General features: G+C 66.0%; 19 protein-coding genes. 13 read left to right on the forward strand and 6 right to left on the reverse strand.

Translation table 11 applies throughout. The annotated features are described in order from the left end of the window. Positions 1-158: 158 nt before the first annotated feature. Entirely contained in the window at positions 159-725 is a 567-nt protein-coding gene (locus BBJ41_RS00370; RefSeq protein ID WP_069744822.1) for a phasin family protein, read from the reverse strand. A 655-nt stretch (positions 726-1,380) separates the two neighbouring features. On the opposite strand from BBJ41_RS00370, the gene pbpG reads away from it, so the two are divergent. Continuing rightward, positions 1,381-2,550: a D-alanyl-D-alanine endopeptidase gene (pbpG, locus tag BBJ41_RS00375; protein ID WP_069744823.1), complete on the forward strand. Its 1,170-nt coding sequence runs from the start codon at positions 1,381-1,383 to the stop codon at positions 2,548-2,550. Between the two features lie 97 nt (positions 2,551-2,647). Here the strand turns inward: pbpG and BBJ41_RS00380 are convergent, their stop codons facing one another. Beyond that, a complete protein-coding gene (locus BBJ41_RS00380; RefSeq protein ID WP_069744824.1) occupies positions 2,648-3,457 on the reverse strand; it encodes an IclR family transcriptional regulator in 810 nt (269 codons plus the stop codon). 183 nt (positions 3,458-3,640) lie between these two features. Here BBJ41_RS00380 and BBJ41_RS00385 point away from each other — a divergent pair, with 183 nt between their 5' ends. The 12 genes from BBJ41_RS00385 (at position 3,641) to iscX (ending at position 12,869) form a co-directional block, all read left to right on the forward strand. Beyond that, positions 3,641-4,363, forward strand: a complete 723-nt coding sequence (locus BBJ41_RS00385; protein WP_069744825.1) for a (Fe-S)-binding protein — start codon at positions 3,641-3,643, stop codon at positions 4,361-4,363. A 34-nt stretch (positions 4,364-4,397) separates the two neighbouring features. Then, positions 4,398-5,810: a lactate utilization protein B gene (locus BBJ41_RS00390; RefSeq protein ID WP_069744826.1), complete on the forward strand. Its 1,413-nt coding sequence runs from the start codon at positions 4,398-4,400 to the stop codon at positions 5,808-5,810. A 129-nt stretch (positions 5,811-5,939) separates the two neighbouring features. Beyond that, on the forward strand, positions 5,940-6,167 hold the full coding sequence (locus tag BBJ41_RS00395; protein ID WP_069744827.1) for a hypothetical protein: 228 nt from the start codon (positions 5,940-5,942) through the stop codon (positions 6,165-6,167). A 101-nt stretch (positions 6,168-6,268) separates the two neighbouring features. After that, positions 6,269-6,751: a low molecular weight protein-tyrosine-phosphatase gene (locus BBJ41_RS00400; protein WP_069744828.1), complete on the forward strand. Its 483-nt coding sequence runs from the start codon at positions 6,269-6,271 to the stop codon at positions 6,749-6,751. A gap of 112 nt (positions 6,752-6,863) precedes the next feature. Then, positions 6,864-7,403, forward strand: coding sequence for a Fe-S cluster assembly transcriptional regulator IscR (gene iscR, locus BBJ41_RS00405; RefSeq protein WP_006760276.1), 540 nt, complete (start codon positions 6,864-6,866; stop codon positions 7,401-7,403). Between the two features lie 65 nt (positions 7,404-7,468). Beyond that, positions 7,469-8,692, forward strand: a complete 1,224-nt coding sequence (locus tag BBJ41_RS00410; protein ID WP_069744829.1) for an IscS subfamily cysteine desulfurase — start codon at positions 7,469-7,471, stop codon at positions 8,690-8,692. Between the two features lie 68 nt (positions 8,693-8,760). After that, positions 8,761-9,168, forward strand: a complete 408-nt coding sequence (gene iscU, locus BBJ41_RS00415) for a Fe-S cluster assembly scaffold IscU (RefSeq protein WP_006481982.1) — start codon at positions 8,761-8,763, stop codon at positions 9,166-9,168. A 170-nt stretch (positions 9,169-9,338) separates the two neighbouring features. Beyond that, on the forward strand, positions 9,339-9,662 hold the full coding sequence (gene iscA / locus BBJ41_RS00420) for an iron-sulfur cluster assembly protein IscA (protein ID WP_014896627.1): 324 nt from the start codon (positions 9,339-9,341) through the stop codon (positions 9,660-9,662). Positions 9,663-9,759: 97 nt separating this feature from the next. After that, on the forward strand, positions 9,760-10,287 hold the full coding sequence (gene hscB, locus BBJ41_RS00425; RefSeq protein WP_006491598.1) for a Fe-S protein assembly co-chaperone HscB: 528 nt from the start codon (positions 9,760-9,762) through the stop codon (positions 10,285-10,287). A gap of 54 nt (positions 10,288-10,341) precedes the next feature. Further along, positions 10,342-12,210, forward strand: coding sequence for a Fe-S protein assembly chaperone HscA (gene hscA, locus BBJ41_RS00430; RefSeq protein WP_069744830.1), 1,869 nt, complete (start codon positions 10,342-10,344; stop codon positions 12,208-12,210). Positions 12,211-12,298: 88 nt separating this feature from the next. Next, positions 12,299-12,640, forward strand: a complete 342-nt coding sequence (gene fdx, locus BBJ41_RS00435) for an ISC system 2Fe-2S type ferredoxin (RefSeq protein WP_069744831.1) — start codon at positions 12,299-12,301, stop codon at positions 12,638-12,640. Positions 12,641-12,659: 19 nt separating this feature from the next. Continuing rightward, a complete protein-coding gene (gene iscX / locus BBJ41_RS00440) occupies positions 12,660-12,869 on the forward strand; it encodes a Fe-S cluster assembly protein IscX (protein ID WP_069744832.1) in 210 nt (69 codons plus the stop codon). Between the two features lie 93 nt (positions 12,870-12,962). Here iscX and BBJ41_RS00445 read toward each other — a convergent pair whose 3' ends face one another. From BBJ41_RS00445 to recJ, 4 genes are all read right to left on the reverse strand, one after another. Further along, on the reverse strand, positions 12,963-13,688 hold the full coding sequence (locus tag BBJ41_RS00445; RefSeq protein ID WP_069744833.1) for a glycine zipper 2TM domain-containing protein: 726 nt from the start codon (positions 13,686-13,688) through the stop codon (positions 12,963-12,965). A gap of 346 nt (positions 13,689-14,034) precedes the next feature. Further along, positions 14,035-15,561 (reverse strand): lysine--tRNA ligase, encoded by a 1,527-nt coding sequence (lysS, locus tag BBJ41_RS00450; RefSeq protein ID WP_069744834.1) that lies wholly within the window; start codon positions 15,559-15,561, stop codon positions 14,035-14,037. Between the two features lie 72 nt (positions 15,562-15,633). Beyond that, a protein-coding gene (gene prfB / locus BBJ41_RS00455; protein ID WP_122165467.1) for a peptide chain release factor 2 occupies positions 15,634-16,738 on the reverse strand; the annotation gives its coding sequence in 2 pieces (ribosomal slippage) (positions 15,634-16,656 and positions 16,658-16,738; 1,104 coding nt in all). A gap of 152 nt (positions 16,739-16,890) precedes the next feature. Further along, complete coding sequence (gene recJ, locus BBJ41_RS00460; protein WP_069744835.1) at positions 16,891-18,588, reverse strand: single-stranded-DNA-specific exonuclease RecJ; 1,698 nt, start codon at positions 18,586-18,588, stop codon at positions 16,891-16,893. Position 18,589 lies beyond the last annotated feature (1 nt).

An 18,589-nucleotide genomic window follows, 5' to 3' on the forward strand; every position in this document is an offset into this window, starting at 1 on the left:
CGCCGCCGCCCGGGCACCCCGGGCGGCGGCGTTTTCTTTTGTGTGCGGCGGATCAAACGGTCGTTCGAACGTGGCGGGCGGCTGCCGGTTCGCGAATCTTCAGGCGCCACAAACGAAAAAGCCGCGCTGCGCGCGGCTCTTTCAGGAGCAGGGGACGCTTACGCGGCCGGCTTGCTCGTACGACGTGCGGCAGCGGCGGCGGTAGCCTTCGTTGCGACGGCAGCAGCGGCGTTGAAGTTCGTTTCAGCGATCTCGACGGCTTGCTTCGCAGCCTTCTGAACCGTTTCGTACGTGGTGTTCGCAGCGTTCAGTGCCGACTTCAGCGCGGCGACAGCCGTTTCCGAACCGGCCGGGGCGTTCTTCGCGACGTTGTCGACGAGGGCCTGGACCTTCTTGTTCTGCTCGTCGAATTGCGCTTCCGCAACCTTCGCGAACTCGGCTTGCGTCGACGATGCGATTTCATACAGGTGACGGCCGTACGACAGCACCTTTTCCGCAACCGGCTGCGACAGGCTGGCTTGCAGCGCGATCAGTTCCTGTGCGTCCTTCACCGACAGCAGGCGCTGGGCGTTTTCCTGGCCTTCGGCCAGCGTCGACTTCACGACCTGCAGGTTGAGTTCGATCAGCTTTTCGACGCCTTCGAACGCCTTGGTCGTCAGACCGAACAGGCTTTCGAGGTTGGCTTTCTGTGCGGCGGCGATTTGCTCGGGGGTCAGCAAGGACATGTCCAGCTCCTGAAAAGCGATCGCGTCGATCGCAGGGTAAAGGGCACTACGACGGGGAACCTCGGATGCGCGTGCTTTGTGCAACGCAGCAATGAAGCGTATTTTAGGGCAGAGAAAACTGTTGTCAAGCACTTTTTGTGCGTTGCACAATCGCGACAAATTATCGATAAAACAACGAGTTATCGTGACCGTTCGGAATCGGTTTCATGCGCCGTTCCCACATGGTGCGCACGGCGGTGGGGCGCGCGCGGCGCACCATGATCACGCACAGGTAAACCTGACAGGCCCGTGGAACGTTATCCTTCTGCTCCTGTCGAAAAACGCGCCGTTTCGATGCGCGTGCCGTGGCGACGTGCCGCCGCCACGGTCGAGACTGGTGCCCCTGGCACGCCGAGCGCCGGATACGTAGTTTCCCCGCTTTAAATCGCCTCCGAAGTGACGTTATCTCAATTAACCGTGTGGTAATCGGGAGACGGGCGCTGTCGGGCAGTGCATCCCATGGTTTTTTTCGATGGGAGCGGGAGGGTCGATCGACCGGATGTTGATCGACGCTTACATTCCGGTTTAACGACGATCGGTAAGTGCCTAATATTGCTCTTTTTTTCAGCTTTAACTACACTTGCGGAAACCTCCCGCCCGCTTTGTCCAGACCCCAATGAAAGCCGAATCGTTTTCACCGCGCAGATTGTTGCAGAGCATGACGCTCGGCACGGCTGTGTCGGTCGCAGTCGCCTTGCTGGCGACCACCGCGTCCGTCGCGCCCGCTGACGCCTTTGCCGCCACTGCGAAGACCCAACAAGCCGCCAAGAAAAAGGCCGCCGCTCCTGCTTCGCCCGCGAAGAAGAAGACGGCCAAGGCGACTTCCGACAAATCCGCCAAGGTCGCTGCGGCCGACGCGCCGCGCGCTAAGGCGTCGCGCAAGCGCGTGACGCTCACGGCGAACAGCGTGCATGGCGGCCACCGCGGCGCGGTCCGCAAGGTCGCGTTCCAGCCGCGCCGTCCGACCGTCGGCCAGGCGTTCGGCCTGCACGATACGCCGGACGCGCTCGCGCTGCGCTCGAGCGTCGCGTACGTCGTCGACCAGAATTCCGGCGAGCCGCTGTTCGACAAGAATTCGCACGCCGTCGTGCCGATCGCGTCGATCTCGAAGCTGATGACGGCGATGGTCGTACTCGACTCGAAGTCGCCGATGACCGACCAGATCGAAGTCACGGACGAAGACCGCGACTATGAGAAGGGCACGGGCTCGCGCCTGTCGGTCGGCTCGGTGCTGTCGCGCGAAGACATGCTGCACATCGCGCTGATGGCGTCGGAAAACCGCGCGGCCGCTGCGCTGTCGCGCTACTACCCGGGCGGGCGTCCGGCGTTCATCGCCGCGATGAATGCGAAGGCGAAGTCGCTCGGCATGGCCGATACGCACTTCGAGAATTCGACCGGCCTGTCGAGCTCGAACGTGTCGAGCGCGCGCGATCTGGTGAAGATGGTCAATGCGGCGTACCAGTACCCGATGATCCGCCAGTTCTCGACCGATCGCAGCTACGAGGTGTACACGGGCAAGCGCAATCTGGCCTACAACAGCACGAATGCGCTGATCCGCGGCAACGGCTCGTGGGATATCGGTTTGCAGAAGACGGGCTTCATCAACGAAGCGGGCGAGTGCCTCGTGATGCAGGCGACGATTCACGGCCGGCCGATGGTGATGGTGCTGCTCGATTCGTTCGGCAAGTATTCACGCTTCGCCGATGCGGCACGCCTGCGCAACTGGCTCGATGCCGGCGGCGGCGAGCGTCTGACCGCAGCCAACGCGCCGAACGGCGGCACCTGATCGTGCTTGCGGCAGTTCGCCGCCGCGCCGATGGCTGCAAGAAAAAGCCCCGCAATCGCGGGGCTTTTTCGTTTCGGAGAACCGCTGGCGGTGCGGCTTACGCCTGCCGCTGCAGCCCGTCGATATCCTTCGAGGGGGCCGGCCGGTAGCCGAGCGATTCCGAGATGGTCAGGGCCGTGCGGCTCAACTGGCCGAGCCACGCGTCCTGCAAGCGATCGGCCGGTGCCGACAGCGACAGGCCGGCGACGAGTTTGCCCGAATCGTCATAGATGCCGGCCGCGATACAGCGCACGCCGAGCTCCAGTTCCTCGTTGTCGCGCGCGCACGATTGCTGGCGGACGATCGTCAGCTCGCGCTCGAGCTTCGCGATGTCGGTGATGCTGTTCTGCGTATGGCCGGAAAGCCCCGTGCGCGTTGCGTAGGCACGCACGCGCGACGTTTCGTCGGCCGCGAGGAACAGCTTGCCGACCGACGTGAGGTGCAGCGGCGCGCGGCCGCCGATCGCGCGGACCACCTGCATCCCCGAGCGCTCCGAATACGCGCGTTCGATATAGACGATCTCGTCGCCCTGGCGCACCGACAGGTTCACGGTCTGCCCGGTGAGGCGGTGCAGCTCGCGCATCGGCATCAGCGCCGCGTCGCGCACCGACAGGCGCGCCTTCACGAGATTGCCGAGCTCGAGCAGACGCATGCCGAGGCGATACGTGCCGGGATCGGAGCGGTCGACGAGACGGCAGGTCACCATGTCGTTGAGGATGCGGTGCGCGGTCGACGGATGCAGCTCCGTCCGCTGCGCAAGCTCCTTCAGGCTGACAGGGTCGCTGTGCGCGGCGAGCGCGTCCAGCAACCGCATCATGCGTTCGATCACCTGGATCGACGTTTTTGAATCCGGGGTGGGTTGGCTCATGTCGGGGGAGAAATCGGTTGACGCGTCAAGCGAGGTTGCAACGATTGTATCTCGTATTGTGAAAAAAGCGAACGCCGTTCGAGGAAGTCCTCGTTTCGCGCCGTGCGGGCTTGCGTGCGAGCCGGCGTTGGTCTTGCCAGCCAAACGGCGGATAATGAGAGCCGTTTTCTCGAAGGAGCACGTATGCGAGTCGGTTTGTTCGTGACCTGCCTGGTCGATCTGATGCGTCCCGAAATCGGTTTCTCGGCGCTCAAGCTGATTCGCGACGCCGGCTACGAGGTGTTCGTGCCGCCCGCGCAGACCTGCTGCGGCCAGCCGGCCTACAACTCGGGCGACCGTGCGCTCGCGCGCGATCTCGCGGAAAAGACGCTGCGCGAGTTCGAGCAGTTCGATTACGTCGTCGCGCCGTCGGGCTCGTGCGGCGGGATGATTCGCGCGCACTACGGCGACCTGTTTCGCGACGATCCCGAACTGATGGGGCGCTATGCGCGGTTCCAGCAGAAAGTCTACGAACTGACCGATTTCCTCGCGAACGTCGCGAAGGTCTCGCTCGCGCCGGGCGAGTTCGCGGGGCCCGTCACCTATCACGACTCGTGTTCGGGCCTGCGCGAACTCGGCGTGAAGGCGCAGCCGCGCGCGCTGCTCGCGCAGCGGGGCGTCGCGGTCACCGAGATGAAGGACTGCGAGCACTGCTGCGGCTTCGGCGGCACGTTCGCGGTCAAGTACGGCGACATTTCGGCGGCCATCGCGGACGAGAAATGCGCGAACGTGCGTGCATCCGGCGCGGGCGCGGTCGTGCTCGGCGATCTCGGCTGCATGCTGAACATCGAAGGGCGGTTGCGCCGCACCGGCGACCGCGACACGCGCGTGCTGCACGTCGCGCAGGTGCTGGCGGGCGACGTCTGACGCCCGGTTCCGCTCACTTTTCCCCGATACCGCGATGCAAGTCCAATCGATGCATTTCAAGGCGCGCGCCGGCCAGAAGCTGGCCGACCAGCGCCTGCAGCAGAACCTGAAGAAGCTGTCGACGAAGTTCGTGTCCGCGCGCGCCGACGCGATGACCGCGATCGACTTCCCGGCCACGCGCGCCGCACTCAAGGCGCGCCGCAACCGCGCGCTGGAGAACCTCGACGTGTGGCTCGAGGCATTCGAGCGCGAGGCGACGCGCCGCGGCACGACGGTGCTGTTCGCGGAAACGACCGCGGATGCCGCGCGGCTCGTGGCCGACATCGCGCGCCGTCACGACGTGAAGAAGGTCATCAAGACGAAGTCGATGGTGTCCGAGGAAATGCGCCTGAACGCGGTGCTCGCGGAGATGGGCGTGCAGTCGATCGAGACGGACCTCGGCGAATACATCCTGCAGATCAACGACAACGAGCCGCCGAGCCACATCATTGCGCCTGTCGTGCACAAGGACAAGGACGAGATCGCCGACCTGTTCGCGCGTACGCACCACCGCGAGCGGCTCACCGAGATTCCGGACATGACGCGCGAGGCGCGCGAAGTGCTGCGCCCGCATTTCATGTCGGCCGACATGGGTGTGACGGGCGGCAACTTCGTGATTGCCGAGACGGGCTCGGTCGCGATCGTGACGAACGAAGGGAACGAAGGGATGTGCACGGTGATGCCGCGCGTGCATGTCGCGGTGACGGGCATCGAGAAGGTGTTGCCGACGCTCGAGGATCTGGCGACCGCGATGCGCCTGTTGCCGCGCTCCGCAACGGGGCAGAAGACATCGAACTATTTCTCGCTGCTGACCGGGCCGCGCGGGCCGGGCGACGAGGACGGCCCCGAGCACAACTACGTGGTGCTCGTCGACGGCGGCCGCACGGGCCTGATCGGCGGCGAGTTCCAGGAGATGCTGCGCTGCATCCGCTGCGGCGCGTGCATGAACCACTGCCCGGTGTACCAGAAGGTCGGCGGCCATGCGTACGGCTGGGTCTACCCGGGCCCGATGGGGTCGGTGCTGACGCCGAGCTACGTCGGGCTCGAGCGCACGCTCGACCTGCCGCAGGCCGCGACGCTGTGCGGCGAATGCGACAGCGTGTGCCCGGCGGGGATTCCGTTGTCGCACCTGCTGCGCACGCTGCGCGAAAAGCAGGTCGAGCGGCACCTGCGGCCGTGGCGCGAGCGGGCGGCGCTCGCCGCGTGGGGCTTCGTTGCACGGCGGCCGATGCTGTACGCGCTGACGACCAAGCTCGCGGTGCGGGTCCTCGAGCGGCTGGGCGGCAACGGCGGCACGCTGCGGCGCCTGCCGATGATGGCCGGCTGGATGGACACGCGCGACATGCCGACGCCGACCGGGCGCACGTTCCGCGAGCTGTACGCGGCATCGCAAAGCCACCTCGGTTGACGACTGTTCATCGGGTAGCAACAGTGCGTTCGCTATTTGCATATTTATCTCGATAGATGCGGTCTATAGAATCCTGTCTGTAGTCCCCGGAATTGGGTTTCGGGGAACGAGGTCAAGGAGGTCCGCATCATGAAAAAGACAATATCGATGTACTGGCCGCTGGCAATCGTCGTCCCGCTGGCTGCGGCTGCCTATCTGCATGCAATGGCCGATGCGCCGTCGCGTGGCCCGCTCGCGGTGCACCAGGCGTCTGCCGAGCTGGCGCGCGCGGTGTCGTTCGGGCTGGTCGACGACGCGGCGAAGCCGCTGCCGGCCGCATCCGGCGACGTGGTGCTCGCCGCGCCGAAGGCGCTGTAATGCACGGCGCCGTCGCTTTGCGCGGCGGCGCGATTTTGAGCGCCTTTGTATAATGGCGTGTTCTTCTCCTACGCGGTTCGCCGCGGCTTTCCGATAGTGCGATGACCCGCGTTGCGATCTGTTTCGTCTGTCTCGGCAACATCTGCCGTTCGCCCACTGCGGAAGGCGTGATGCGCCATCAGGTCGACGCTGCCGCGCTGGCGGACAAGATCGCGATCGATTCGGCCGGCACTGGTGACTGGCACGTGGGCGAGCCGCCCGACACGCGTGCGCAAGCTGCCGCGCGCAGCCGCGGTTACGACCTGTCGGCGTTGCGCGCAAGGCAGGTGAGCGCGGCGGATTTCGAACGTTTCGACTTGCTGCTCGCGATGGACGAAGCCAATCTCGCGGAATTGCACCGCCGCTGCCCGCCGCAGCATCGCGACAAGGTGCGCCTGCTGATGGAATTCGCGCCGGAAGCGACCGAAACCGAAGTGGCCGATCCCTATTTCGGCGGTGCGCAGGGCTTCGAACAGGTGCTCGATCAGGTCGAACGCGCGTGCGCAGGCCTGCTGGAGACGCTTCGGGCCCGTACGGAGCGCTGATCGCGGTTTTCAGCGATCTGCGAATACCCTATCAAAGGCATGGATACTTGACTAAATTCGTCAAATATTTATACTTGACCAAAATCGTCAAGATTGCAGTCCCCTAGACACTATGAGACTCACCACCAAAGGCCGTTTCGCCGTCACGGCGATGATTGACTTGGCACTGCGCCAGGAGCAGGGCCCGGTGACGCTTGCAGGCATCAGCCAGCGCCAGCGGATTTCGCTCTCGTATCTCGAACAGCTGTTCGGCAAGCTGCGCAGGCATGAAATCGTCGAATCCGTGCGCGGTCCAGGCGGCGGCTACAACCTCGCGCGTCGCGCGCAGGATGTCACCGTTGCAGACATCATCATCGCAGTCGATGAACCGCTCGACGCCACGCAGTGCGGCGGCAAAGGCACGTGCGACGGCTCGAAGCAGCCCGACGGCCATTGCATGACGCACGAGCTGTGGTCGACCCTGAACCAGAAGATGGTCGAATACCTCGATTCGGTATCGCTGCAGGATCTCGTCGATCAGCAGCGTGCCCGCGAGGGCGCACCCGCGGTGCTGCGCGACCGGCGCGCGCCGGAGCCTGCCGCCGCACCGGCCGAGCCCGTGCGCACGATGCCGCTCGGCCCCAATTCGGTGTTCAACATCGCGAGTTCGTGAGCGCGAAGGCGCCCGCCATACCCCATAACGCACATAGTCCCTGCACAGAATACCCGGAGCGACAGATGACCCAAGAGACTCTCCACCTGCCCATCTATATGGATTACAGCGCGACGACGCCCGTCGATCCGCGCGTGGTCGACAAGATGGTGCCGTACCTGCGCGAGCAGTTCGGCAACCCGGCGTCGCGCAGCCACGCTTACGGCTGGGACGCGGAGCGTGCAGTCGAAGAGGCGCGCGAGCAGGTGGCCGCGCTCGTGAACGCGGATCCGCGCGAGATCATCTGGACGTCCGGCGCGACGGAATCGGACAACCTCGCGATCAAGGGTGCTGCGAACTTCTACAAGGGCAAGGGCAAGCACATCATCACGGTGAAGACCGAGCACAAGGCCGTGCTCGACACGTGTCGCGAGCTCGAGCGTGACGGTTTCGAAGTCACCTACCTCGACGTGAAGGATGACGGCCTGATCGACCTCGACGTGCTGAAGGCCGCGCTGCGCCCGGACACGATCCTCGTGTCGGTGATGCACGTGAACAACGAGATCGGCGTGATCCAGGACATCGAGACGATCGGTGAGATCTGCCGCGAGAAGGGCATCATTTTCCACGTCGACGCCGCGCAATCGACCGGCAAGACCCCGATCGACCTCGCGAAGCTGAAGGTCGACCTGATGTCGTTCTCGGCGCACAAGACCTACGGCCCGAAGGGCATCGGCGCGCTGTACGTGCGCCGCAAGCCGCGCGTGCGCATCGAAGCGCAGATGCACGGTGGCGGTCACGAGCGCGGCATGCGTTCGGGCACGCTGCCGACGCACCAGATCGTCGGCATGGGCGAAGCGTTCCGCATCGCGCGCGAAGAAATGGCGACCGAGAACGAGCGCGTGCGCATGCTGCGCGACAAGCTGCTGCGCGGCCTGTCGCAGATCGAGGAAACCTACGTGAACGGCGACATGGAACACCGTGTCCCGCACAACCTCAACATCAGTTTCAACTTCGTCGAAGGCGAGTCGCTGATCATGGCGATCAAGGACGTCGCGGTGTCGTCGGGCTCCGCGTGCACGTCGGCGTCGCTGGAGCCGTCGTACGTGCTGCGTGCGCTCGGCCGCAACGACGAGCTCGCGCACAGCTCGATCCGCTTCACGGTCGGCCGCTTCACGACGGAGCAGGAAGTCGACTTCGTGATCGATCTGCTGAACAGCAAGATCGCGAAGCTGCGCGAACTGTCGCCGCTCTGGGAAATGCACCAGGAAGGCATCGATCTGTCGACGATCGAATGGGCCGCACACTGAACACCGCATTGAATGCACCCGCGGGCGGATTGACGCACGCAGACGTAACGAGTCAAGGAGTCTGAGTCATGTCTTACAGCAACAAGGTTCTGGATCACTACGAAAACCCGCGCAACGTCGGTTCGTTCGCGAAGGACGACGACACGGTCGGCACGGGCATGGTCGGCGCGCCGGCTTGCGGCGACGTGATGAAGCTGCAGATTCGCGTCGGCGCTGACGGCGTGATCGAAGACGCGAAGTTCAAGACGTACGGTTGCGGTTCGGCGATCGCGTCGAGCTCGCTCGTGACCGAATGGGTGAAGGGCAAGACGCTCGACGAGGCACTGTCGATCAAGAACACGCAGATCGCCGAAGAACTCGCGCTGCCGCCGGTGAAGATTCACTGTTCGATTCTCGCGGAAGACGCGATCAAGGCAGCCGTGGCCGACTACAAGAAGCGCCACGACACGAAGGAAGGCGATCAGGCAGCAGCCTGAGCGGCATCGAGCGACTTCTCAGGGAAACGCCGGGCCGCCCCAGGTTTTCCGCCCCGCAGGAAGTCCCCTTGGGGGATGACCCCCTCGGCGGGCCTGGCGCGATGCGCCAGGTTTGGCGGCGCTTAGACGGAACGCGGCGAGCCCCGGTGGCGCGCCGCGGCAAGGACATCATGGCAATTACACTGACCGAAAAAGCAGCACAGCACGTCCAGAAATACCTCGTCCGTCGCGGCAAGGGTGTGGGCCTGCGGCTTGGCGTTCGCACGACCGGGTGCTCGGGGCTCGCGTACAAGCTCGAGTATGTCGACGAGCTGGCTCCCGAGGATCAGGTGTTCGAGAGCCATGGCGTGAAGGTCATCGTCGATCCGAAGAGCCTCGCGTACATCGACGGCACCGAGCTCGACTTTGCCCGCGAAGGCCTGAACGAAGGGTTCAAGTTCAACAACCCGAACGTGAAGGACGAGTGCGGCTGCGGCGAATCGTTCCGCGTGTAACAACGCGGATCTCCGCGCGATGCGGGCAAGAGGCGGCACGGGCCGCCTTTTTAATGTGCGGCGTTTGCCGCGCGACGAACCGGAATTGAACGCGACGATGGTCTCGCTGAAAGACAGCCATTTCGACCTGTTTCACCTGCCGGCGCAATTCGCGCTCGACGAGACGGCGCTCGACGCCGCCTATCGAACGGTGCAGACGCAGGTGCATCCGGACCGCTTCGCGGCGGCCGGCGATGCGCAAAAGCGCATCGCGATGCAATGGGCAACCCGCGCGAACGAGGCGTACCGCACGCTGCGCGATCCGCTGAAGCGCGCGTCGTATCTGCTGTCGCTGCGCGGCGTCGACATCGGCGCGGAAAACAACACCGCGATGGAGCCCGCGTTCCTGATGCAGCAGATGGAGTGGCGCGAGGGTATCGAGGATGCCGCGGCCGCCCGCAACGTCGACGCGCTCGACGCGCTGCTTGCCGAGCTGCGCGACGAGAAGCGCGTGCGTGTCGAGCGCCTCGGCACGCTGCTCGACAGCGGCGCCGACCAGGCCGCCGCAGAGGCCGTGCGCCAGCTGATGTTCATCGAACGCGTCGCGTCGGAAGTGGGCGCGCAGATCGAGCGCCTCGAAACTTAACCGCGTGCCTTGCGGCACGCGCAGCAAACGGGCCGAGTGCCCGAACGAACCAAGATGGCTTTACTGCAAATTTCCGAACCGGGCATGGCGCCGGCGCCGCATCAGCGGCGACTCGCCGTCGGGATCGATCTCGGCACGACGAACTCGCTCGTCGCGGCCGTGCGCAACAGCGTGCCCGAAGTGCTGCCGGACGAAGCGGGCCGTGTGCTGCTGCCGTCGGTGGTGCGTTATCTCGAGAAGGGCGGCCGCCGCATCGGCCATGAGGCGAAGGAGCAGGCCGCGACCGATCCGCGCAACACGATCGTGTCGGTCAAGCGCTTCATGGGCCGCGGGAAGGCCGAGGTCGAAGGCGCGGCGAACGCGCCGTACGAATTCGTCGATGCGCCGGGCATGGTGCAGATCCGCACCGTCGACGGCGTGAAGAGCCCGGTCGAGGTGTCGGCCGAGATTCTCGCGACGCTGCGCTATCGCGCCGAAGATTCGCTCGGCGACGACCTGGTCGGCGCGGTGATCACGGTGCCCGCGTATTTCGACGAAGCGCAGCGCCAGGCGACCAAGGACGCCGCGCGCCTCGCGGGCCTGAACGTGCTGCGCCTGCTGAACGAACCGACCGCCGCGGCGATTGCCTATGGTCTCGACAACGGGTCCGAAGGCCTCTATGCGGTGTACGACCTCGGCGGCGGCACGTTCGACCTGTCGATCCTGAAGCTCACGAAGGGCGTGTTCGAAGTGCTGGCCGCGGGCGGCGATTCCGCGCTCGGCGGCGACGACTTCGACCACGCGCTGTTCGGTCACGTGCTCGCGCAGGCCGGCATCGACGTGAAAACGCTCGCGCCCGAGGACGTGCGCCTGCTGCTCGACCGCGTGCGCGTGCTGAAGGAAGCGCTGTCGTCCGCGCCGGAAGCGTCGCTCGACGTGACGCTGTCGGGCGGCGCGCATCTCGTGCAGACGATCTCTCACGACACGTTCGCATCGCTCGTCGAGCCGCTCGTGCAGCGCACGCTGACGCCGACCCGCAAGGCGCTGCGCGACGCGCAGGTGAGCCCCGCCGACATCAAGGGCGTCGTGCTCGTCGGCGGCGCGACGCGCATGCCGGTGATCCGCGATGCGGTCGCGAAGTATTTCGGCCAGCCGCCGCTCGTGAACCTCGATCCGGACCAGGTCGTTGCGCTCGGCGCGGCGATCCAGGCCGACCTGCTCGCGGGCAACCGCGGCACCGGCGACGACTGGCTGCTGCTCGACGTGATTCCGCTGTCGCTCGGTGTCGAGACGATGGGCGGCCTCGTCGAGAAGATCATTCCGCGCAACTCGACGATCCCGATCGCGCGCGCGCAGGAATTCACCACGTTCAAGGACGGCCAGACCGCGATGGCGATCCACGTCGTGCAGGGCGAGCGCGAGCTCGTCGCCGACTGCCGGTCGCTCGCGCGCTTCGAGCTGCGCGGCATTCCGCCGATGACGGCCGGCGCCGCACGCATTCGCGTGACCTATCAGGTCGACGCGGACGGCCTGCTGTCGGTGTTCGCACGCGAACAGCTGTCGGGCGTCGAGGCGTCGGTCGTCGTGAAGCCGTCGTACGGCCTTGCCGACGACGACATCGCGAAGATGCTCGAAAACAGCTTCAAGACCGCCGAAATCGACATGCGCGCCCGCGCGTTGCGCGAAGCGCAGGTCGAGGCCGAGCGGATGCTCGAGGCGACGCAGGCCGCGCTGGCGGCCGACGGCGAACTGCTCGATGCGGACGAGCGCACGCAGGTCGACGCGCTCGCCGCGGCGCTGCGCGCGGTCGCGCAGGGCGACGATACGAACGCGATCGAAGCGGCGACCAAGGCGCTGGCCGACGGCACCGACGAATTCGCGGCGCGCCGGATGGACAAGAGCATCAAGCGCGCACTGTCGGGCCGCCGGCTCGACGAGATCTGAACCAAGCAACCGCGCGTCGGCCGGCGACGGCCCGCGCAACAATGAACCGTGCGGCGCCCGTCGCCGCACCCTGACTGACGGAACGGACATGCCTCAACTGGTGGTGCTGCCTCACGTCGAACTGTGCCCGGATGGCGCAGTGATCGACGCGACGCCCGGCAAGAGTATCTGCGACAACCTGCTCGATCACGGGATCGAGATCGAGCATGCATGCGAGAAGTCGTGCGCGTGCACGACGTGCCACGTGGTGATCCGCGAGGGCTTCAACGATCTGACGCCGTCCGAAGAGGACGAGGACGATCTGCTGGACAAGGCGTGGGGCCTCGAGCCGACGTCGCGCCTGTCGTGCCAGGCGATCGTGACGGAAGATTCGGATCTGGTGGTCGAGATTCCGAAGTACTCGATCAACCACGCGAAGGAAAACCACTGACAGGAACCGGAGGCAGGCGATGAAATGGACCGATTCGCGTGAAATAGCCATTGCGCTGGCGGACAAGTACCCGGACATCGACCCGCAGCGGATCAACTTCGTCGACCTGCGCCAGTGGGTGCTCGAGCTCGACGGCTTCAACGACGATCCGCAGCACTCCGGCGAGAAGATCCTCGAAGCGATCCAGGCGCACTGGATCGACGAATCCGACTTCGACGACGAAGACTGAACCCGGCCGCCGCGCTGCGCGCGGCGTGCACGAAGCAAAAAGGCTCGCGACCTGGAACGGTCGCGAGCCTTTTTTTATCGGCGGCGAGGTCGCTTACGCGCCGACCAGCGAGCCGTTCTCGATCCGCACGCGCTGGCCTTGACCGAACGGCGGCGGGTTGTGGTACGTGAACGTGCGCGTCGCGCCGCTTTCCATCTGCACTTGCACCTGATAGTCGGTTTCCGCGCGCACCTGCTTCTCGACCTGATTGCCGGCGAGACCGCCGCCCAGTGCGCCGATGATCGTCATCGCAGTGCGGCCGTTACCGTGGCCGAACTGGTTGCCGAGCAGGCCGCCGGCCGCTGCGCCGCCAACGGCGCCGATCCCCGAACTCTGGCCCGGCGTGCGCGTCTGCGTGATAGCGACGACCGTGCCGCAGCTCTGGCAGTAGGTCTGGGCGGGTGCCGACGGCTGCTGCGCGTATTGCGGCGGCTGCGGTGCCGTCGTATGGCGGCGGTGCGTCGGCGCCGGGCGCGGCGCGGGCTTCGGTTCGGCCTGCGCGATGGCCTTCTGCTGCGCGGCGGCCTGTTCGGCAGCCTGCTGCTGGGCTTGCGCAGCCAGCGCGGCGCTGGCGGCCGCAGCCGTATCGACGGCCGGCTGCGATGCGATCAGCGCGGCCTGGGTCTGGCCGTTCTGTTCGTTGCTACTGCTGGCCTTCGGGAAAACGCCCGTGATTGCTGCCGTCGCCGCGAGGCTCGCGACGATGACGGCGCCGGCGGCCGTGGCGATGAGCGGGTGGAGGCGTTGCTTTTGCGGCGTGGTCTGATTCTGGTTGTCCATTTTTTTCTCCAAGGTCGACCCGATCGGCGCGTCGGCGCCCGGTCGGATCCCACGCTCGGGAGCGAGCAGACTCGGCGTTCCTGCGCCTCGTTCTGGTCCCGTGGTCATGCGTGGTGACGCAAACGGAGTGTCGTTCACCGGCGAGCGGCGCGCCGTATCAAGGTGTAACCAATTGCAGCGGGGCGGAGACGGTCGATCCCGGGAAAACCCGGAGAAGGCCAGTGCGGCGAGGGGATAAAACGGGGGAGGATCGAATGACGACGCGCGCCGACTGGCGGGATTTACGCGTCGTTACAAAGCTGACGCGTGCGCGCCGCAGGGCGCGGCGCACACGCGGGCGCGGCCGTCAGTCTTCGCGGCGCAGATGGGGGAACAGCAGCACGTCGCGGATCGTCGGGCTGTCGGTCAGCAGCATCACGAGACGGTCGATGCCGATCCCGCAGCCGCCGGTCGGAGGCATCCCGTATTCGAGCGCGCGGATGTAGTCGGCATCGAAGAACATCGCTTCCTCGTCGCCCGCATCCTTCTGCTCGACCTGCTTCTTGAAGCGCGCGGCCTGGTCTTCCGGATCGTTCAGCTCGGAGAAGCCGTTCGCGATTTCGCGGCCGGTCATGAACAGCTCGAAACGCTCGGTGATGCCCGGCACCGTATCCGATGCGCGTGCGAGCGGTGACACCTCGACGGGGTAGTCGATGATGAACGTCGGTTCCCACAGCTGCGCTTCGGCGGTTTCCTCGAACAGCGCGAGCTGCAGTGCGCCGGTGCCTGCGTTCAGGAATGCCGGCTGCGTGACGTCGACGCCGAAGCGCTTCAGTTCGGTGCGCAGGAACGCGTCGTCCGACAGCTGGCCGTCGGTGTACTGCGGCGCGTACTTCTGGATCGCCTGCGTGATCGTCAGGCGATGGAACGGCTTCGCGAGGTCGAGTTCACGGCCTTGATATTGAATCGTCGCGGTGCCGAGCGCGTCGATCGCCGCCTGGCGGATCAGCTGCTCGGTGAAGTCCATCAGCCAGCGGTAGTCGGTGTACGCGGCGTAGAACTCCATCATCGTGAATTCCGGGTTGTGACGCGGCGACACGCCTTCATTCCGGAAGTTACGGTTGATCTCGAACACGCGCTCGAAGCCGCCGACGATCAGGCGCTTCAGGTACAGCTCCGGCGCGATGCGCAGGAACATCTGCATGTCGAGCGCATTGTGATGCGTGACGAACGGCTTCGCGGCCGCGCCGCCCGGGATCGGGTGCAGCATCGGCGTCTCGACTTCCATGAAGTCGGCCGAGTCCATGAAGTTGCGGATCGACGCGATCGTCTTGGTACGCGCGCGGAACGTGTCGCGCGTTTCCGGCGTGACGATCAGGTCGACGTAGCGCTGGCGGTAGCGCATTTCCTGGTCGGAGAGGCCGTGGAACTTGTCCGGCAGCGGGCGCAGCGCCTTCGACAGCAGGCGCAGTTCCTTGCACTGGACCGACAGCTCGCCCTTGTTGGTGCGGAACAGCACGCCGCGCGCAGCGACGATGTCGCCGAGGTCCCACTTCTTGAATGCGTCGTAGGTTTCCGCGCCGACGTCGTTTGGCGTCACGAAGAACTGGATCTGGCCCGAACCGTCCTGCACCGTCGCGAAGCTGGCCTTGCCCATCACGCGCTTGAGCATCATGCGGCCGGCCACCGACACCTCGACCGGGTTCGCTTCGAGCGCGGCCTTGTCCGAGTCGGCGAATTTCACCTGCAGATCGGCTGCATGGTGGGTCGGCCGGAAATCGTTCGGGTAGGCGACGCCTTGCTCGCGCAGGGCGCGCAGCTTTTCGCGGCGCTCGGCGATGATCTGGTTTTCGTCCGCTGCGACGGCGGGCTGCGTTTGAGTCGGTTCGGTCATGATGGTCGGAATTCGGATTGGGTGCGGCAACGCAAACGGGAAGGGCGGCGCGGCCGGGCCGCGCCGCGGCGCTTACACGCCCTGTTTGAGGCTCGCGCTGATGAAGTCGTCGAGATCGCCGTCGAGCACCGCACGCGTGTTGCTCATTTCGACGTTCGTGCGCAGGTCCTTCACGCGGCTCTGGTCGAGCACGTACGAGCGGATCTGGTGGCCCCAGCCCACATCGGTCTTGCTCGATTCGAGCTTGTCCTGCTCGGCCTGGCGCTTGCGCATTTCGACTTCGTACAGGCGCGACTTCAGCATCGCCATGGCTTCCGCGCGGTTGCGGTGCTGCGAGCGGTCGTTCTGGCACTGCACGACGATACCGGTCGGCATGTGCGTGATCCGCACCGCGGAGTCGGTCTTGTTGATGTGCTGGCCGCCGGCGCCCGATGCGCGGTACGTGTCGATGCGCAGGTCGGCCGGGTTGATCTCGACTTCGATCGAGTCGTCGATTTCCGGATACACGAACACCGACGAGAACGATGTGTGGCGGCCGCCCGACGAGTCGAACGGCGACTTGCGCACGAGGCGGTGGATGCCCGTTTCGGTACGCAGGAAGCCGTATGCGTATTCGCCCGAGACCTTGACCGTCGCGTTCTTGATGCCGGCGACGTCGCCGTCGGACTCTTCGAGCACCTCGGCCTTGAAGCCCTTGCGTTCACAGTAGCGCAGGTACTGGCGCAGCAGCATCGACGCCCAGTCGCACGCCTCGGTGCCGCCGGCGCCCGCCTGGATGTCGATGAAGCAGTTGTTCGGGTCGGCCGGGTTCGAGAACATCCGGCGGAACTCGATGTCGCCGACGCGTGCCTCGAGCTTCGCGGCATCTTCTTCCGACGCGACGAGCGTGTCCTCGTCGCCTTCCTCGCGAGCCATCTCGAACAGGTCGAGCGCGTCGCGCAGGTCGCTATCGAGCACCGTCAGCGTCGTGACGACGCCATCGAGCAGCTTTTTCTCGCGACCGAGCGCCTGGGCGTTTTTCGAATCGCTCCAGACGTTCGGGTCTTCCAGTTCCTTGTTGACTTCAATCAGACGCGCAGCTTTTGCGTCGTAGTCAAAGATACCCCCGAAGCTCGCCCGCGCGGTTGCGCAGGTCAAGCAGGGAGCTTTCGATCGCGTTGAGACGTTCCGCTTCCATGATCGCTCGCTATTCTTGCTTCGTAAAAAAGCGGAATTATAGCCGATCGGCAGGGTTGCCCGGTGACGCAAACGGTGCTCGCGCGCATGCCGCGGCCCCGTCCGGCGCGGCGCGCGCGTATCGGCGGGCACCGCGGGCCGGGTGGCGCGCGCTCAGCCGGCCGCGTGTTCGACGATCAACTGGACGCGCGTGACGCCGTTCCACGTGTCGGCGACGAGCCGGTATGCGACCAGCGCGCTCGCCGGCAGCGGCTCGGTGTGGTTGAACCAGATCGCGTTGAAGCGCTGGCGGCCGCGTGCAAGCTGCAGCTTCAGGTGCTTTTCCTTCACGAGCGACTGCGATACGACGTCGAATTCGCCGGAGAAAAGCGGGGCCGGAAAACCTTGCCCCCAGACGGCCTCGTCGAGCAGCCCGACGAACTGCGGTGTGAAATACGCGTCCTCGAGTTCGCCGTCGGTTTCGATCACGCGGGCAAGCGCGTCGTCGGACAGCCATTCGCGTGCGACGGCCTCGAACGCGGCCGCGAAGCGCGGCACGTTTTCGGTGTCGAGCGTGAGGCCGGCCGCCATCGCGTGGCCGCCGAACGCGACGATCAGGTCCGGTTCGCGCTTCGACACGAGGTCGAGCGCGTCGCGCAGGTGGAAGCCGGGGATCGAGCGGCCCGAACCCTTGACGCGTTTGCCTTCCTCGTCGGCGTGCGCGAACGTGAACGACGGGCGGTGGAATTTTTCCTTGAGCCGTCCGGCGACGATGCCGATCACGCCCTGATGCCACTCGGGGTTGAACAGCGTGATCGTGCACGCGTCGGCCGGGTCGACGTCGGCGAGATCGGCGAGCGCCTGCTGCTGCATGCCGGCCTCGATCTCGCGGCGCTCGCGGTTCATCACGTCGAGCTGCTGCGCGAGATCCCACGCGCGGCCGATGTCGTCGGTGATCAGGCACTCGATGCCGAGCGACATGTCGGACAGCCGCCCGGCGGCGTTGAGCCGAGGGCCGAGGCCGAAGCCGAGATCGAAGCCCGACGCGGTGCGCGCTTCGCGCGCGGCGGCGCGGAACAGCGCGGCGATGCCCGGTTGCATGCGGCCGTTGCGGATGCGCTGCAGCCCTTGCGCGACGAGCACGCGGTTGTTGCCGTCGAGCCGCACGACGTCGGCGACGGTGCCGAGCGCGACGAGGTCGAGCAGGCCGTCGAGGCGCGGCTCGGCCTCCTTGCTCGCGAATGCGCCGCGGCGGCGCAGCTCGGCGCGCAGCGCGAGCAGCACGTAGAACATCACGCCGACGCCGGCGATGTGCTTGCTCGGGAACGCGCAGCCCGGCTGGTTCGGGTTGACGATCGCACGGGCGGCGGGCAGTGCGTCGCCGGGCAGGTGGTGGTCGGTCACGAGTACGTCGATGCCGCGCGCGTTCGCGGCTTCGACGCCGGCGACGCTCGCGATCCCGTTGTCGACGGTGATCAGCAGGTCGGGCTTGCGTGCGGCCGCGAGTTCGACGATCTCGGGCGTGAGGCCGTAGCCGTATTCGAAGCGGTTCGGCACCAGATAGTCGATCTGCGCGCCGAACATCCGCAGGCCGCGCACCGCGACCGCGCAGGCGGTCGCGCCGTCGCAGTCGTAGTCGGCGACGACGAGCAGGCGCCGCTTGTCGGCGATCGCATCGGCGAGCAGCGATGCCGCGTCGGCGCAGCCTTTCAGTTCGGTGGGCGGGACGAGGCGCGCGAGCGCGGTCTCGATGTCGGCCGGCGACTGCACGCCGCGCGACGCGTACAGGCGCGCGAGGACGGGGTGCAGGCCGTGGCGCGCGAGCACTTCGGCGTCGGCGGGCGCGACGGGGCGGGTAACGATCCGGGTCATT

It is taken from the genome of Burkholderia stabilis, assembly GCF_001742165.1.
In the GTDB taxonomy this organism is placed as follows: domain Bacteria; phylum Pseudomonadota; class Gammaproteobacteria; order Burkholderiales; family Burkholderiaceae; genus Burkholderia; species Burkholderia stabilis.

Bases quoted from the DNA above. Each gene is read 5' to 3' on its own strand.
- BBJ41_RS00370 (WP_069744822.1), bottom strand. From the start codon at position 725: ATGTCCTTGCTGACCCCCGAGCAAATCGCCGCCGCACAGAAAGCCAAC.
- pbpG (WP_069744823.1), top strand. From the start codon at position 1,381: ATGAAAGCCGAATCGTTTTCACCGCGCAGATTGTTGCAGAGCATGACG.
- BBJ41_RS00380 (WP_069744824.1), bottom strand. From the start codon at position 3,457: ATGAGCCAACCCACCCCGGATTCAAAAACGTCGATCCAGGTGATCGAA.
- BBJ41_RS00385 (WP_069744825.1), top strand. From the start codon at position 3,641: ATGCGAGTCGGTTTGTTCGTGACCTGCCTGGTCGATCTGATGCGTCCC.
- BBJ41_RS00390 (WP_069744826.1), top strand. From the start codon at position 4,398: ATGCAAGTCCAATCGATGCATTTCAAGGCGCGCGCCGGCCAGAAGCTG.
- BBJ41_RS00395 (WP_069744827.1), top strand. From the start codon at position 5,940: ATGAAAAAGACAATATCGATGTACTGGCCGCTGGCAATCGTCGTCCCG.
- BBJ41_RS00400 (WP_069744828.1), top strand. From the start codon at position 6,269: ATGACCCGCGTTGCGATCTGTTTCGTCTGTCTCGGCAACATCTGCCGT.
- iscR (WP_006760276.1), top strand. From the start codon at position 6,864: ATGAGACTCACCACCAAAGGCCGTTTCGCCGTCACGGCGATGATTGAC.
- BBJ41_RS00410 (WP_069744829.1), top strand. From the start codon at position 7,469: ATGACCCAAGAGACTCTCCACCTGCCCATCTATATGGATTACAGCGCG.
- iscU (WP_006481982.1), top strand. From the start codon at position 8,761: ATGTCTTACAGCAACAAGGTTCTGGATCACTACGAAAACCCGCGCAAC.
- iscA (WP_014896627.1), top strand. From the start codon at position 9,339: ATGGCAATTACACTGACCGAAAAAGCAGCACAGCACGTCCAGAAATAC.
- hscB (WP_006491598.1), top strand. From the start codon at position 9,760: ATGGTCTCGCTGAAAGACAGCCATTTCGACCTGTTTCACCTGCCGGCG.
- hscA (WP_069744830.1), top strand. From the start codon at position 10,342: ATGGCTTTACTGCAAATTTCCGAACCGGGCATGGCGCCGGCGCCGCAT.
- fdx (WP_069744831.1), top strand. From the start codon at position 12,299: ATGCCTCAACTGGTGGTGCTGCCTCACGTCGAACTGTGCCCGGATGGC.
- iscX (WP_069744832.1), top strand. From the start codon at position 12,660: ATGAAATGGACCGATTCGCGTGAAATAGCCATTGCGCTGGCGGACAAG.
- BBJ41_RS00445 (WP_069744833.1), bottom strand. From the start codon at position 13,688: ATGGACAACCAGAATCAGACCACGCCGCAAAAGCAACGCCTCCACCCG.
- lysS (WP_069744834.1), bottom strand. From the start codon at position 15,561: ATGACCGAACCGACTCAAACGCAGCCCGCCGTCGCAGCGGACGAAAAC.
- recJ (WP_069744835.1), bottom strand. From the start codon at position 18,588: ATGACCCGGATCGTTACCCGCCCCGTCGCGCCCGCCGACGCCGAAGTG.